This window comes from Geotalea toluenoxydans JCM 15764 (genome assembly GCF_001311985.1).
Lineage (GTDB): Bacteria > Desulfobacterota > Desulfuromonadia > Geobacterales > Geobacteraceae > Geotalea > Geotalea toluenoxydans.
Window position 1 is genome coordinate 1 of sequence record NZ_BBCJ01000012.1, and the last position, 15,511, is coordinate 15,511.

General features: G+C 56.4%; 7 protein-coding genes, 6 pseudogenes and 1 riboswitch. Of the genes and pseudogenes, 6 read left to right on the forward strand and 7 right to left on the reverse strand.

Translation table 11 applies throughout. From position 1 onward, the window contains the following. Window positions 1-142: 142 nt before the first annotated feature. The 5 genes and pseudogenes from pta to JCM15764_RS09235 all read right to left on the reverse strand — a co-directional run bounded on the left by pta (window position 143) and on the right by JCM15764_RS09235 (window position 4,452). Window positions 143-1,144: a phosphate acetyltransferase gene (gene pta, locus JCM15764_RS09210; RefSeq protein ID WP_054694959.1), complete on the reverse strand. Its 1,002-nt coding sequence runs from the start codon at window positions 1,142-1,144 to the stop codon at window positions 143-145. 148 nt (window positions 1,145-1,292) lie between these two features. Beyond that, window positions 1,293-1,787, reverse strand: a complete 495-nt coding sequence (gene moaC / locus JCM15764_RS09215; protein WP_054694961.1) for a cyclic pyranopterin monophosphate synthase MoaC — start codon at window positions 1,785-1,787, stop codon at window positions 1,293-1,295. A 13-nt stretch (window positions 1,788-1,800) separates the two neighbouring features. Next, window positions 1,801-3,014: pseudogene (locus tag JCM15764_RS09220) on the reverse strand (molybdopterin molybdotransferase MoeA). Window positions 3,015-3,076: 62 nt separating this feature from the next. After that, window positions 3,077-3,759, reverse strand: a pseudogene (locus JCM15764_RS09225) (ATP-binding cassette domain-containing protein). A 3-nt stretch (window positions 3,760-3,762) separates the two neighbouring features. Next, the gene (locus JCM15764_RS09235; protein ID WP_054694970.1) at window positions 3,763-4,452 is read right to left on the reverse strand and encodes an ABC transporter permease; all 690 of its coding nucleotides are present in this window, start codon (window positions 4,450-4,452) and stop codon (window positions 3,763-3,765) included. Between the two features lie 141 nt (window positions 4,453-4,593). After that, window positions 4,594-4,724: riboswitch (molybdenum cofactor riboswitch) on the reverse strand. A gap of 164 nt (window positions 4,725-4,888) precedes the next feature. On the opposite strand from JCM15764_RS09235, the pseudogene moaA reads away from it, so the two are divergent. Both moaA and JCM15764_RS09245 read left to right on the forward strand, forming a co-directional pair. After that, window positions 4,889-5,868, forward strand: a pseudogene (gene moaA, locus JCM15764_RS09240) (GTP 3',8-cyclase MoaA). A gap of 17 nt (window positions 5,869-5,885) precedes the next feature. Then, window positions 5,886-6,326, forward strand: a complete 441-nt coding sequence (locus JCM15764_RS09245; protein ID WP_054694973.1) for an MOSC domain-containing protein — start codon at window positions 5,886-5,888, stop codon at window positions 6,324-6,326. Between the two features lie 96 nt (window positions 6,327-6,422). On the opposite strand, the pseudogene JCM15764_RS09250 reads toward JCM15764_RS09245, so the two are convergent. Both JCM15764_RS09250 and JCM15764_RS09255 read right to left on the reverse strand, forming a co-directional pair. Further along, window positions 6,423-8,411 (reverse strand): annotated as a pseudogene (locus JCM15764_RS09250) (cache domain-containing protein). Window positions 8,412-8,414: 3 nt separating this feature from the next. Further along, window positions 8,415-9,797: a sigma-54-dependent transcriptional regulator gene (locus tag JCM15764_RS09255; protein WP_054694977.1), complete on the reverse strand. Its 1,383-nt coding sequence runs from the start codon at window positions 9,795-9,797 to the stop codon at window positions 8,415-8,417. Window positions 9,798-10,109: 312 nt separating this feature from the next. Here JCM15764_RS09255 and fdnG point away from each other — a divergent pair. From fdnG to nrfD (JCM15764_RS26385), 4 genes and pseudogenes are all read left to right on the forward strand, one after another. After that, window positions 10,110-13,140, forward strand: a pseudogene (gene fdnG / locus JCM15764_RS09265) (formate dehydrogenase-N subunit alpha). After that, window positions 13,137-13,990: pseudogene (locus tag JCM15764_RS09270) on the forward strand (4Fe-4S dicluster domain-containing protein). The pseudogenes fdnG and JCM15764_RS09270 overlap by 4 nt, the downstream one beginning before the upstream one ends. A gap of 141 nt (window positions 13,991-14,131) precedes the next feature. Beyond that, window positions 14,132-14,626, forward strand: a complete 495-nt coding sequence (gene nrfD, locus JCM15764_RS26380; RefSeq protein ID WP_279384348.1) for an NrfD/PsrC family molybdoenzyme membrane anchor subunit — start codon at window positions 14,132-14,134, stop codon at window positions 14,624-14,626. Then, the gene (gene nrfD, locus JCM15764_RS26385) at window positions 14,620-15,330 is read left to right on the forward strand and encodes an NrfD/PsrC family molybdoenzyme membrane anchor subunit (protein ID WP_279384349.1); all 711 of its coding nucleotides are present in this window, start codon (window positions 14,620-14,622) and stop codon (window positions 15,328-15,330) included. Before nrfD (JCM15764_RS26380) ends, nrfD (JCM15764_RS26385) begins: the two co-directional genes overlap by 7 nt. Window positions 15,331-15,511: the final 181 nt, after the last annotated feature.

The window sequence follows — 15,511 nt, forward strand, 5'->3', positions numbered from 1 at the left end:
TAGCAAGTGATGGCAAAAAAAAGAAAAAAGGCCGGGGAATTTCCCCCGGCCTTTTCTGCTTGGCCACCAACCACCAACCACCAACCACCAACCACCAACCACCAACCACCAACCACCAACCACCTTTAACGCCGACCGCTTTTTATCCTTGTGCCTGAACAGCTGTGATTGCTGCGACATTCACTATGTCATCCACGGAGCAGCCGCGTGAAAGATCGTTTACCGGCTTTGCAAGTCCTTGGATGACCGGTCCGATAGCTTCTGCCCCGGCAACACGTTCCACCAGCTTATAGGCGATATTCCCGGCATCCAGGTCGGGGAAGACCAGGACGTTGGCCTTACCGGCAACCGGGCTTCCTGGCGCCTTCTTTTCCCCGACTTTTGGCAGCAGGGCTGCATCGGCTTGCAATTCCCCGTCGATCTGCAGTGATGGATCGATCCCCTTGGCGATTTCCAGAGCCTTGAGCACCTTGTCCACATCGGCATGGGCTGCGCTTCCCTTGGTGGAGAAGGAGAGCATGGCAACGTGGGCGGGAACGTCGAGGAAGGATTTGCAGTTGCGGGCGGTGGCGACGGCTATTTCGGCCAGGGCCTGGGCATCCGGATTGGGATTGACGGCGCAGTCGGCAAAAAGGACGATGCCGTTTTCACCGAAGTCGGTATTTTTAGTAACCATGAGAAAAAATGAAGAGACGGTTTTGATCCCCGGAGCCGTCCCAACTGTCTGAAATGCGGCCTTCAGCACATTGCCGGTGGTTCCGGTGGCACCGGCAACTTCACCTCCGGCGTCTCCCAGCCTGACCATCATGCCGGCATAGTACAGGTAATCCTTTGCCGTGAGAAGGTTACGGGCCTCTTCCCTGGTCAATCCCTTGCTTTTCCGCAGTTCCACCAGTGCATTGATGTAGGCTTCTAATTTTGGCGAGGTTGCCGGATCGAGGATCTCCACTCCCGCAAGATTGACCCCTTTGTTCTGGGCAGCGGCGGAAACCTCCGTCTGATTACCAAGGATGATTATTTTGGCCAAACCTTGTTCCACTATTTTCTGAGCGGCAAAAAGCATCCTCTCGTCATAACTTTCAGGTAGCACGACAGTTTGCAGGTTTTTTTTGGCTTTGGCCTTGATCTGCTCCATTAAGTGCATAATTTCCTCCCATTTAATATTTAGAACAAGATTTGATTTTATACCGCAAGCTTTAGGCCTGGTCAATAAAAAAAGTGGCTCTAAAATTAAAAACCCTCTGCCAAGCAATTGATGGTAGAGGGTTTTATCTGGAAAGTGGGGTAGCAGTTCAGGCAGAATCGGACGATTTATTTTGCTGTTTACGATAGGTGCCGCTCTTCCCACCCTCCTTGTAAAGAAGAGTGATCTCGCCAATGGAAATTCCCTTGTCTGCCCCTTTGCACATGTCATAGATGGCAAGCGCTGCCAGGGAAGCCGAAACCATCGCCTCCATCTCAACCCCTGTACGCTCCAGCGCCCGGACCGTGGCCTCTATGGTTATAGTCCCTGTCTCCACGTCGGTCTCAAATTCAATGGCGGCGTGATGGATGGCAAGGGGATGGGATAAGGGGATCAGTTCCGGGGTCTTCTTGGCGGCAGTGATCCCTGCCAGTCGGGCAACGGCGAAGACATCCCCCTTGCTGATTCTTCCTTCGATAATGGCAGACAGGGTTTCTTTTTTCAGAAAAACCGTTGCCGCAGCAACAGCCGTGCGCAGGGTCGGTTGTTTGCCGCTGACATCGACCATGATTGCCTGGCCCCGGTCGTCAAAGTGGTTGAACATTGATCACCTCGCTTTATGCTTCTTCCATTTCGAAATTGTGGTTAAGGATATGCACGTCAATCTGTTCACCGGCAGCGAACACCGATTTATCGGCTGGCAGCAGGGCCAGTCCGTCCGCCTGAATCATTGTTCTGACGATGCCGGTTTCCTGGTTGCCGCTACTGGTTGCCAGGTAGCCATCCTTTCCTTTCCCGAGGGTGACGCGAAGGAAATGCAGCCGCCCGGGTTTCTTGCGGATCTCTTCCGTCAGCGTTGCCTTGTATGTGGGGGCGATAATCCTCGTTCTCCCCATCATCTTCAAAAGCGCAGGTTTTACCAGTCTTCGAAGGTAATCATGGTCGACACAGGATTGCCGGGGAGAGAGAAGACGGGGATATTGTCTTTCATGGCGAAGGCGGTGGGGCGCCCCGGCTTGATGTCAACCTTCCAGAATAGTTGCCGCACCCCCAGTTCGGTTAGGACCTCCCGCACCAGGTCGCGATCGCCGGCGGAAACGCCTGCAGATGTCAATAGCACATCCGCTTGTAGTCCCTGGCTGAGGAGATGCAGATGGCTTTCCCTGTTATCCCTGGCGATGCCGATGATGACCGGTTCTCCGCCGATTTCCCTGACGGCCGCCGCCAGTGATAAAGCATTGCTGTTGATGATTTGCCCTTGTCCAATCTGTCCCCCCAGTTCAACCAGTTCATCCCCGGTCGAAACTATGGCAACTCTGAGTCTGCGGAAAACAGGCACCAGGGCAGCGCCCAGAGATGCAAGCATGTTGATGCCCGACGAAGTAATTGCTGTGCCGGCTGCCAGGACCTTGTCTCCAGCCTTGATATCCTCGCCGGCAAAGCGGATATGCTGCCTTTTCTTTACCTGCTCCAGTATCTTTACCGAATCAGTTCCTTCGACGGTTTCCTCGACCGGCACTACTGCATCGGCTCCGGGAGGGATTGGGGCGCCGGTCATGATCTTTATGGCACAGCCCGGTTCCACGGCAGCAGTGGCTATGGCTCCGGCAGGAATATATCCGGTGACCCTGAGCGTTGCCGGTCCTTGGCAGTCTTCGGCCCGGACGGCAAAACCATCCATGGCCGAGTTGTTCCAAGGGGGCATGTCCCATGGGGCGGCCATATCCTCGGCGAGAGTCCGGCCTATCGCATCAAGGAGGGCAACACGCTCCATGTTTGTGGTTGCAACATTGTCAAGAATGATTTTCCTGGCTTCAGTGAAGGTGGGCATGGAGTTTACCTCGTCTGGCTTCTTAAGATTTTGAAACAAAAGCCTCTACTGCAAGAGAAGAGTTATGCAGCCGTAAGGCAATTAACCTGCGGTGAGCCTGCCAGCTTTCCCTGGACGAGGTGAATGCTTTCGGCAAAGAGCAGAGGCTCCCGCGAAGGTTCATGGGTTGCCATGATCACCGTCGTTCCTCCTTGGGGGAGGGAAGCCAGTATGCTTTCCATCATTTCCGCAGTCTTCCTGTCGACGCTGCTAAACGGCTCATCGAGCAGCAGCACCAGCGGTTTCAATATCAGGGCCCTTGCCATTGCCACCCGCTGTGCTTCACCCCCGGAGAGGTCCTGAACCGGCCTCGCCTGAAAGCCACTCAGTCCGACCGAGTCGAGGGCTTCATCAACCAGCTGCTGTTGCAGCCCATGGGGTATCTTGCGGGCATTGAGTCCATAAGCCACATTGGCAAAGACGGTCCCGGCAAAAAGATACGGGGATTGATGGAGCAGGGTCACTTTTTGTCTGCAGGCAAGCAAGGTGCGGCTTTTCCAATCAACCCCGTGCCCCTCGAAAGAGATATCTCCCGAAGTGGGTGGCGAAAGAAAAGCAGGATGTTCAGCAGTGTGCTTTTGCCGGCTCCGTTCTGACCGGTCAACAGATAACAGCGCCCTTGATGGATATCCAGGTGCTCCAGGTCAAGTACGATGTTATTCCTGTAGAACTTACGAATCGATCGCAAAGTGAAGAGCGTGGTCATGGTTTACCTCTGTTGCTGAAGAATGTTCAGTGCCAGGTTGACGAGAAAGGCCACCGCCAGGAGAACAATCCCCAATGCCAGTCCGAAGGCGAATTCTCCCTTGCTGGTTTCCATGGCAATGGCAGTGGTCATGGTACGGGTATAACCGCGAATGTTTCCTCCGAGCATCATGGCAGCGCCTACCTCGGCGATGACCCTTCCAAAGCCGGCAATGACGGCCGCCATCACGCCATACCGCTCTTCACGTACCAGCTGCAGGACCCCTTGCAAAGGGCCAGCTCCCAAAGTGAGAGCCGTGGGAAGGATCCGCTTGTCGGCGCCTTCGATGGTACTGAGGGTATAATTGGTAATGATGGGGATGGCCAGAAGTGTCTGTCCCAAAACCATCGCTTTTGGTGTAAAAAGAAGCCCCAACTGCCCAAGAGGCCCTTGGCGGCTTATCATGCCATAGACCACCAGTCCCACAACAACTGTAGGTAGGGCCATCAGCGTGTTAAGCGTTGTCGTCAGGGCTCCTTTCAGCGGAAATGTGCCGATGCCGATAGTAATACCGGCAGGGATGCCGATGACCGATGCAAAAAGCGTTGACCATATGGATACGTAGATGGAAGTCCAGACGGTCGTATAGACCTCCCTGTCCATGGACATGATGAGGCTGAAAGCTGTCTGCAGTGATTCGGAAAAAAACCCCACCTTAGTTTATCCTCTCCTGTGGATACTGAATGTGCTTAAGGTCCTCCTTTGCCAGCGACATTGAAGGCTCCTTACCCTGTCTTCCGAAATAAAAAAGGTCCCTTTCTTGATGGAAAGAGACCCCGCGGGTAACGGTTTTTTATGCCGTTCGGTGACTCTCCTTTCCAAAAGGGAGGCGCTGCCGTTTCCAGCAGGACCCAATGGTCGGTTGCCATGGAATGACAGCTTTGTCATCCCCGGTAGGCAATTGCGACTCGGAGATTTAGTTTTAAAACGGTGTTTTTGTTTAATTCAAGTGTTTGTGGTTGCTAAAAGCCTTGCTGCACAGCGCCCATGTGTTAATTTCTTAATGCATGTATAAAATACCACAAAATTTTAAAATTTGTGATATTTTTTATCACGGCATTTTGCTAGTTAAAAATAATTGGTGGAGTCAATGAAACTACTTGATACCCATGGCCGTCATATAAACTATCTTCGCCTTTCCGTGACCGACCGCTGCAACTTGCGCTGCAGTTATTGCATGCCTGAGCAGGGGATCGAAAAGCTTTGCCATGACGACATTCTCACTTACGAAGACCTTGTCTGTGTTGCGCGGCAAGCGGTTGCCATCGGCATAGAAAAAATTCGCATCACCGGTGGCGAGCCGCTGGTGCGCAGAGATATCATCCGGTTTTTAAAGGAACTGTCCGCTGTGCCAGGCCTGAAGCAACTGGTGCTGACCACCAACGGCTTGTTACTGGCGGAAATGGCTGAGGATCTGTTTAAGGCTGGAGTCCAGCGGCTTAATATCAGCTTGGATTCCCTGAAGGAGCAGACTTTTGCCCACATTACCCGCGGTGGTGACGTGCACAGGTCCTGAGAGGATTGGACGCAGCTGAAGCAGCCGGTTTTCCACCCCATAAGATCAACATGGTGGTGATGCGTGGCATCAATGACGAAGAGGTGCTTGATTTTGCGGCCATGACCTTGGATCGCCCCTATGCTGTACGTTTTATCGAATACATGCCGACCTTGCAGGCTGATAACTGGCGAAACCTGTCGGTTTCCGGAAGTGAGATTTTAGAGAGGATCGGCAAGAGATATGAGTTGCTCCCTTACGGCAGTCAGGAACTGGCTGGGCCGTCACGTAACTTCAAGATCAAAGGGTCTGCAGGCTCCATCGGCATCATCACCCCTATTTCAGGGCATTTCTGTAGCGACTGCAACCGCATCAGGGTTACTTCTGCCGGAATGGCCAAGGGCTGCCTGCTGTCCGGGGATGGTATGGATCTTAAGCCGCTTCTGAGACTGGGCGACGAGAAACGGCTGCGGGAGGCGTTACGACAGATTGTTGCCGGCAAGCCGGACCGGCATGGCCTGGATGATAACAACAAGGAATTGCAGCCCTTCGCCATGTCAAGGGTCGGGGGCTAGGAAAGGATATGAAAGATATGTCGGCAAAGGTACTAGCAGTATGCATCAGTGAGAAAAAAGGGGAGCGGAAGACCCCGGTTGCTTCGGTGGAGTTGAAGGAGAATCATGGCATCATCGGCGACGCCCATGCCGGTGATTGGCACCGTCAGGTGAGCCTTTTGGCCATGGAGAGCATCCGCAAGATGCAGGCGCTGGGCCTTTCCGTGGACACGGGGGATTTTGCCGAGAACATAACAACCGAAGGGATAGAGTTGGTCTCTTTGCCCATCGGCACCAGGCTCAGCATCGGACCGACCGAAATGGAAGTTACCCAGATCGGCAAAGAGTGCCATACCCGCTGTGCCATCTATTACCAGGCTGGTGACTGTGTCATGCCCAAGGAAGGGATTTTTGCCAAGGTCCTCAAAGGGGGAACTGTCAAGCCGGGAGACGTGGTTGCGGTGATTGGTGATTGGTGATTGGTGAGGCGATCATAACCTCGAACCTCGAACTTCGAACTTCGAACTTCGAACCTCGAACTTAGAACTTAGAACTTAGAACTTAGAACTTAGAACTTAGAACCTGCTTTTCACCGGCAGCGAAACCTTAAATGTGCTTCCTTTTCCTGTTTCACTTTCCACCTCGATCGTCCCGCCGTGGTCGTTGATGATGCCGTATGATACGGAGAGCCCCAAGCCGGTGCCGTTGGCCTTGGTGGTGAAGAACGGATTGAAGATCTGTTGCAGATTTTCTGCTTCAATACCGCTACCGGTGTCGGCGACCGTAATCTCAGCCATCTCTTTTGTTGTTTCCATCCGTGTTCTTACCGTCAGCATCCCCCCCGCAGCCATTGCCTGAATGGCATTGAGCACCAGGTTGGTCAAGACCTGCCTGATCTGACCGCTATCCCCTTCCATGACCGGTAGCCCCGCCTCATACTCCTTCATGATGCGGATGCCGGCAAGTGGCGCCTGGTGGCCAATCTGCGCCAGGATTTCTTCCAACAGCCCATTTATATCCACCTGCCCCAGCTGTTTCTTCTCCTGGCGGGCGAAGCGGAGCAGGTTGCCGACGATCCGCTCTATTCTCCCCACCTGCTGATAGATGGTGTCCACTTCGTCCCGGTTGTCGGCGTTTTGGGGGATCGACATCTGCAGCAGTTCCGTGTTGCCGCGGATGATGGCCATGGGGTTGTTGATTTCATGGGCAACGCCGGCGGCCAGTTCGCCGATGGCGGCAAGCTTTTCCTTCCGGACCAGTTGCTCCCGTGTTTTTTCCAGTAACCGGTTTTTCTCTTCAAGTTCCGTCGTCCGTTCCCTGACCTTGTCTTCCAATCCCCTGTTCAGCTCCCTGATATCATCCTCGCGCTGCATCAGAGCCCGGTTCATCTGGTTGAATTCCTCTGCCAGATCCCCCAGTTCATCCCGGCTCGATATCAGGCACTGCACATCCCGTTCCCCCGCAGCCACCCGCCGTGCCGCATTTTCCAGTTCCTTGACCGGTTTTGCCAGGCGGGCCGCCAACCAACCTGCTACGGCAATGCCGATCACCGCTCCCACCAGCAGGACGCCGCTGAAGAGGAGTCCCAGCCGGAACTTGATGGCGGTGTATGGCTTCTCAAGCATCCCCACATAGAGGGAGCCGATGGGGACGCCATCGACGGAGAGGATCGGCTCATAGGCGGTAAAATACCAGTCATTGACGACGAAGGCCCGGTCGATCCATTTTTCCTTGTGCAGGATGACGCGATTATATACCTCTTCCGAAAGCCGGGTGCCGATTGCGCGCGCACCGCCTGAGGTCATGACGTTGGTGGCGATGCGCAGGTCGCCGAGGAAGATGGTGGCACTCCCCACATCCTTGCCGTCCGCTTTCACCCCTTCGTAGACGATGCTCTTGATCTTGTCCACCAGGCTGTTGTTCTTGTTGAGGAGGACGCCACCGCAGAGGGCGCCGATAATCCGCCTGCGCCGTCCCTGACCGGTGCTGCGGCAATGAGCATCATTCCGGCCCGTTCCATGGCCTCGGTGGTGGGCCGTGCATGGGGGGTGGGGAGGATGGGTATGGCAGCCTCTTCTGCCAGCTGCTTTCCTTCCATGGCCATGGCCTCGGCGGACACGATCCAGGTACCGGCAATGATTTCCCCCTTGAGGCACGGGTGATGACCGGGTTACGGGACTTGTCGTCACCGGAGGCGGCCGGGTTGTTGGCGCGGTAAAGGACTCTGCCTGGGCATCCAGCGCCATGAACAGATCAAGCTGCTCCGTCTGCCTCAGGGGGGCGAGAATGCCGGCCAGCACCTCCCTGTTGCCGTGGAGGACTGCGGCGGTGTAGGGGGCGGAAGCTGTAAACCTGACCACGTCGCGGATGTGGCCCACTTCGTGGAGGTAGACCTCGCGAGCGGCGTTCAGGTCATTGCGCACCTTTTCCTGGGCTTGCCTGACGGTCCTGGTGTTGAGGATGAACACCCCGGCAAGCCAGCAGATAAGGATAGCCACGGCGATGGGAATGAGAATGGCGATGGACAGCTTCCTTTTGATGGAGAAGCGCTTCTGCTGCGGCAATGGTTACTCTCCTTCGGGCTTCAGCCCGAATTCCGCAATCTTGCGGTCGAGGGTCTTGCGGGAAATACCGAGAATTTCGGCGGTCCTGCTCTTATGAAAGCCGGTCCGCGCCAGCGTCTGCCGGATGTGCTCCCGTTCCACATTCTCCAGGGAGACCAGCTGGTCGGGCGGCGGGGCAGATGCCGGCCCAGTTGCAGCGGTCGAGGCCACAGTTCTCTTCCACATGGGCAGGTGGTCGGTGGTGACTACGCCGCTGCGGGCCAGTATCACTGCCCGCTCGACGACGTTTTCCAACTCCCGGATATTGCCCGGCCAGCTATAGCCCAGCATCAGGTCCAGCGCTTCCCTGGTGAAGCGGTCGACCTCCTTGTTCATGCGCTGGTTGTACTTTCTCAGGAAATGGCGGGCCAGGGGCTCGATGTCCTCTTTTCTCTCCCTGAGCGGCGGCAGGGGTATGGAGATGACATTCAGCCGGTAATAGAGGTCCTCCCGGAACCTTCCCTCGGCCACCTCCTTCTCCAGGTTTTTGTTAGTGGCGGCAACGAAGCGGATGTCCACCTTCTTCGCCCTGGTCGCTCCCACCGGAATGAAATCTCCCTCCTGGATCACCCTGAGCAGCTTGGCCTGCAGCATCAGGCTCATGTCACCAATCTCGTCCATGAAGAGGGTGCCGCTGTCCGCCTCTTCCAGAAGCCCTTTCTGGTTGGTGGTGGCGCCGGTGAAGGCGCCGCGCACATGGCCGAAGAGTTGCGATTCCAGGAGCGTATCGGACAGGGCGGCGCAGTTGATGGAAAGAATACGCCGTCCCCTGCGCTTGCTGTGCCGGTGAATGGCGCCGGCAATGAGTTCCTTTCCCGTCCCCGATTCGCCGAGGATGAGGATGTTTGCCTCGCTGGCCGCTACCTCCAGGGTCAACTCGTAGACTTCGCGGAAGCGGTCGCTGGCAAAGACGATGGCATCCGTCAGGGTCACCTTTCCCAGTTCCTCCTTAAGCTGCTGGTTTTCCTTGCGCAGGAGTTCCCGTTCCAGAACATTCTCCAGCACTCCTAGGATTTTTTCCTTCGGAAAGGGCTTGGTTACATAATCGTAGGCCCCCAGTTTCATTGCCTCCACAGCAGCATCGATGGTGCCGAAGGCGGTCATGATGACTACCGGCAGCCCCGGACAGACCTTTTTTGCGTTCTGTAAGACCTGGAGCCCATCCATGTCAGGCATTTTCACGTCCTGCAGCAACAGGTCGGCATTGGCGCCTTGCTGCAGCCGGGCAAGGAGCATCTTTCCGGAGGTGAACGTTTCAACGACCAACCCCTGAGACTCAAGGAGCTTTTTCATATATTTGAGGATGCCCTCTTCGTCATCGCAGATGAGTATTCTTGTCTCTGACATGCAGTTGCACTCCATATCCCCCTCAATTCCCCCTGCTCTGTAGGGAGGGGGGGCGAGGGGGGTGAAATATTGTGTCAAAATGATACATGAGATGGACAGAACAGCGCAAGACAACTTTTCTTCCCGCTACCGATGTTCTTCCCGACATAACAAAAAAAGGCGGTATTCCAGCTGCTTGAACTCCTTTGTATCATTTTGTAAACGTGTAAACGTATTGGCACGGCTGTTGCCGTATACGGCTCGGTTGAAGCCACATTTGTTTACAGAACGCAGAACGTCTTGCACGTTTACCTATCATGGAAGGGAGCACATATGGCAGTTTCACGAAGACAATTCCTGCAGGGGGGCGCTCTGGCAGCGGCAGGGCTGACGCTTACCGGCAAGCCCGGGGAGGCAAGCGTCGATGCGCCCCAGATGCGGACCAAGGGGCTGAAGAGTTCCACCACCATCTGCCCGTTCTGCGCCGTGGGCTGCGGCTGATCGTCCACACCAGGAACGGCAAGGTCGTCAACATCGAAGGGGATCCGGATCACCCAATCAACCATGGGGCGCTCTGTCCCAAGGGGGGCGCCCTGTTTCAGATCGCCAACAATGAGCGGCGTCTGCAGAAGGTCATGTACCGTGCCCCCCGTTCCGACAAATGGGAAGAAAAATCCTGGGACTGGGCACTGGAGCGGATCGCCAAAAACATGAAGGAAACCCGAGACAAGACCTTCAAGGCGACAGAGATCAACAAGAAGGACAATAAAGAGTATCTGGTGAACAGGACCGAGGGGCTTGCTTTTCTAGGTGGCGCAGGGTTAGACAACGAGGAATGCTACCTCTGGTCCAAGTTCGGCCGGGCCATGGGTGTGGCCAACCTGGAACACCAGGCCCGACTATGACACAGTGCTACAGTCGCCGGTCTGGCGGCTTCATTCGGTCGTGGTGCCATGACCAATCACTGGATTGACCTGAAGAACTCCGATGCAATACTGGCCATCGGCTGCAACCCGGCCGAGAACCATCCCATCTCCTTCAAATGGATCGAGGAGTCACTGGATAACGGCGGCAAGCTGATCGCCGTAGATCCCCGTTTTACCCGGACCGCCTCAAAGGCGGATATCTATGCCCAGATCCGGCCGGGCACCGATATCGCCTTTCTCGGCGGGCTGATCAACTATGCCCTCAGCCATAACCTGATCCACCAGGAATACGTGCGGGAGTACACCAACGCCACCTTCATCGTCAACGACAAGTTCGATTTCGAACAGGGAATGTTCTGCGGCTTTGACGACACGGAGAAGAGCTATGATTTAAAGATGCTTGCCTATGAGCTTGATGAGGCAGGTAATCCGAAGCAGGACCGCTCCATGCAGCATCCCCGCTCCGTTTTCCAGCTGATGCGGAAGCACTTCTCCCGTTACGATGTGGATACCGTCTGCGCCATCACCGGCACGAACAAGGAAGGCTACCTCAAAGTCGCCAACACCTTCTGCAGCACCGGTCGTGCCGATAAGGCCGGGACCATCCTTTATGCAATGGGCATCACCCAGTCCACCCATGGTACCCAGAACGTGCGTGCCATATCAATGCTGCAGATGCTCCTGGGCAACATCGGTATCGCCGGCGGCGGCATCAATGCCCTGCGCGGCGAGAGCAACGTCCAGGGTTCCACCGATTACGGGCTCCTCTTCCACATCCTGCCGGGCTACCTGAAATCCCCGGAGTTCGACAACGTGGACCTGAAGACCTACCTGGAGAAATGGACCCCCAAAACCAAGGACAAGAAGAGCGCCAACTGGTGGGGCAACACCCCGAAATACACCGTCAGCCTCTTGAAGGCTGGTACGGTGACAACGCCACCAAGGACAATGACTTCTGCTACAGCTATCTCCCCAAGCGGAGCGGCAACTACTCCTACATGAAGCTCATGGAGAAGATGGGCAAGGGGGAACTGGAAGGGCTGGTCTGCATGGGCATGAACCCGGCCATGGGGGGACCCGACTCCACAAATGCCAGGGATGCCCTGGGCAAACTGAAATGGCTGGTGACCGTGGACCTGTGGGAAACGGAGACCTCCATCTTCTGGAAGCGCCCCGGCGTTGACCCGAAGAAAATTGATACTGAAGTATTCATGCTTCCTGCCGCCTCCAGCGTGGAAAAGGAAGGTTCCATCTCCAACTCCGGCCGCTGGGCCCAGTGGCGCTACAAGGCACAGGAGCCGGTAGGCGAATCCAGGAGCGACCTGCACATCATCCACGAGTTCTTCACCAGGGTCAGGGACCTCTACAAGAAAGAAGGGGGCGCCTTCCCCGAGCCGATTACCAAGCTGGCCTGGAACTACGGCAGCGGCCATGAGCCCGATGTGCACCAGGTGGCCAAGGAGATCAACGGCTACTTCACGAAAGACATGACCATCAAGGACAAGGACAAGACCCTGGAGTTCAAGGCCGGGGACCAGGTCCCCATGTTCAAGTACCTGCAGGACGATGGTTCCACCGTCTCCGGCTGCTGGATCTACTGCGGTTCCTATACCAAGGAGGGAAATCAGATGGCCCGCCGCGATGCCTGCGACCCCACCGGCCTCGGCCTCTTCCCCAAGTGGTCCTGGTGCTGGCCGGTCAACCGGCGCATCATCTACAACCGGGCCTCGGTCAATCCCGACGGTGTTCCCTTCAATCCCAAGCGGGCGGTCATTGCCTGGGACGGGCTGGAGAAGAAGTGGAAGGGGGATGTGCCCGACGGACCGTGGCCTCCCATGAACGACGACAAGGAGGGGAAGTACCCCTTCATCATGCTGGCCGAGGGGCATGCCCGCCTCTACGGCCTGGATCTGAAAGACGGTCCGTTCCCCGAGCACTACGAGCCGGTGGAGAGCCCGGCCAGGAACCTTTTGTCGCCGGTGCAGAACAACCCGGTGGTGAAACTGCCGAAGAACGTCTCCTCTGATCTGGCCAAGTTCCCTTATATCGGCACCACCTACCGGGTCACCGAGCACTGGCAGGCCGGGGCCATGACCCGCAACCTCCCCTGGCTGGTGGAACTGGTGCCCGATATGTTCGTCGAGCTTTCCGAGACCCTGGCCAAAGAGAAGGGAATCCACCAGGGGGACAAGGTGCGAATCAGCACCGTGCGCGGCGCCATCGAAGCGACGGCGCTGGTGACGGCACGGCTCAAGCCATTCAATGTTGATGGAAAAATGATCGAGCAGGTGGGGATGCCTTGGCATTTCGGCTATGCCGGGCTGGCCAAGGGGGACAGCGGCAACGTTCTGACCCCGTCCGTTGGCTGCGCCAATACCAGCATTCCCGAGTTCAAGGCCTTCCTCTGCAATATCGAGAAAGGGGGTAAACGCTCATGAGTGGCGAGACCAAGGACTTTAACAACAGCGGAGCGTTCCTCATCGACATGACCAAATGCACCGGCTGCCGCGGCTGCCAGGTGGCCTGCAAGCAGTGGAATCAGCTGAAGGCGGAGAAAACAAGCTTCTTCAATGGTGAGGGGTATCAGAATCCCCCGGCCATGTCCGAACATACTTTTACCCGCATCAAGTTCCGCGACTACCAGAAAAACGGCCAGAACGAGTTCGCTTCTACAAGGAGATGTGCATGCACTGCAATGACCCGGCATGCGCCTCCGTCTGTCCGGTCGGCGCCTTCAATAAAACCAAGGAAGGGCCGGTGGTGTACGACACCAAGCGCTGCATCGGTTGTCGCTTCTGTATGGTCGCCTGCCCCTTCGGCGTCCCCAAGTACGAGTGGAGCAAGGCTTTTCCTCTGGTGAAAAAATGCACCGGCTGCTACAGCAGGATCAGGGAAGGCCACAAGCCCGCCTGCGCCACCGCCTGTCCGTCTGCCATTACCTACGGGCCACGGGCTGACATGCTCAAGGAGGCGGAACGGCGCATTGCCGCCCGCCCGGAGCGTTATCTCAACAAAATCTATGGCAAGGAAGAGGCGGGTGGCACCAGTGTCATCTACCTGACCGCGCTCCCCTTCGACGAGCTCGGTTTCAAGCAGGTAACCAAACGGCCGCTTCCCTCCTACACCTGGCAGGCGCTGCGCCTGGTGCCGGGGGTTTTCCTCACCGTGGGCGGCTCCCTGTCGCTTCTTTCCTGGTTTACCCACCGGAAAGAACGGCTGAAAAAGGAAGAAGAGCAGAGAACCCAAAGCAGGAAACAACTGGACCGGAATCAGGATGAAATATCTTAGTAAAAAGTTCCCTCCCCCTGGTGGACCCGCGGGGCCTAAAGGGAGGGTTAGGGAGAGGGGGGAAGCGGAAGATCTCACCCTCCCCCTTACCCCTTCCCATCAAGGGAGGGGGAATCCTTATATGGCATTGGAGGACAATAAATGACTGCTGCTAAACTGATCATAAATGAAATAAAGGGCTACCACCGCTTCCTCAAGTTCCTCATGGTGCTGGTTGGCCTCGGCGCCCTGGCGTCCCTGGCCCGCTTCATCTTCGGCCTGGGGGTCACCACCAACCTGAATGATACCTATCCCTGGGGGCTGTGGATCTCCTTCGACGTGGTCACGGCGGTGCCGCTGGCCGCCGGCGCCTTCACCCTGGGGGCCATCACCCATTGCTTTCACATCAAAAAACTGGAGCCGTTGGTGCGGCCCGCCATTGTCACCGGCTTCCTCGGCTACTCCCTGGTGAGCGTGGGACTGTTGCTGGATCTTGGGCAGCCCCAGCGCTGCTGGCACACCATGGTCTTCTGGAACCCCCATTCCCCAATGTTCGAAGTTTCCATGTGCATCATGGCTTACACCACGGTGCTTTTCCTGGAGTTCTTGTCGCCGGTCTGCGAGAAACTGGGCTATTACCTGCGCTGCGGGTGCTGAGGACCCTGGAGATGCCCCTGGTGGTGGCTGCAGCCGCCATCTCCACTTTGCACCAATCGTCCCTGGGGACCTTTTTCCTCATTGCCGTGGATAAGCTGCACAGCCTCTGGTATAACCCGCTCTTGCCGCTCTTGTTCTGGATCTCAGCCATTTTCAGCGGCCTGTCCATCATCATCCTCGAAGCAACCATGACCCACAAGTGGCTGGGACAGGAGGACGAGTCAGAACTGCTGGAGACCCTGGCCAAGATCATCCCGTGGGTGATCGGCGTCTACATCCTGGTCAAGGCCTATGCCCTGGTTTTTCTCAGCCAGGGCCCCTTCTTCGATAGGCCTGGCATGTTGGTCCTCTTTGCCGTGGAAGTTGTCATCGGCGTGTTCGTGCCGTTCTTCATGTTCCTGCAGCGCAAAGTCCGCAGCGACAACCGGCTCCGCGCCATCGCCGCCGGCCTTGTCATCTTCGGGCTGGTGGTCAACCGCTTCAACGTCTCCATGTACGGCATGATCCACGAGGGCGCCGCCTACGTGCCGTCGCTCCTGGAGACCCTGGTGACGGTAGGCATCATTGCCGCGGAGATCCTCTTCTTTGTCCTCATCGCCAAGTACTTTCCCATCTTCGAGCACCATCCGGAGACGGTGGATTACTCCCTGCCGGACAAGTTCCGCAAGGTGGAGAAGCCTGGTTCAGTGGCGGTAGAAGCTTAAGAACCAAAAGGAGCTGTGGTTTCAGTTCCCTCTCCATGAGGACCCACAGGGCCTAAAGGAGAGGGTCAGGGTGAGGGGGAAATGGTGGATGCATTGATATGGCTGTTCCCCTCATCCGGCCTTCGGCCACCTTCTCCCCCAGGGAGAAGGCTATGGGGGGGATTGATATTGCCGTTGACTT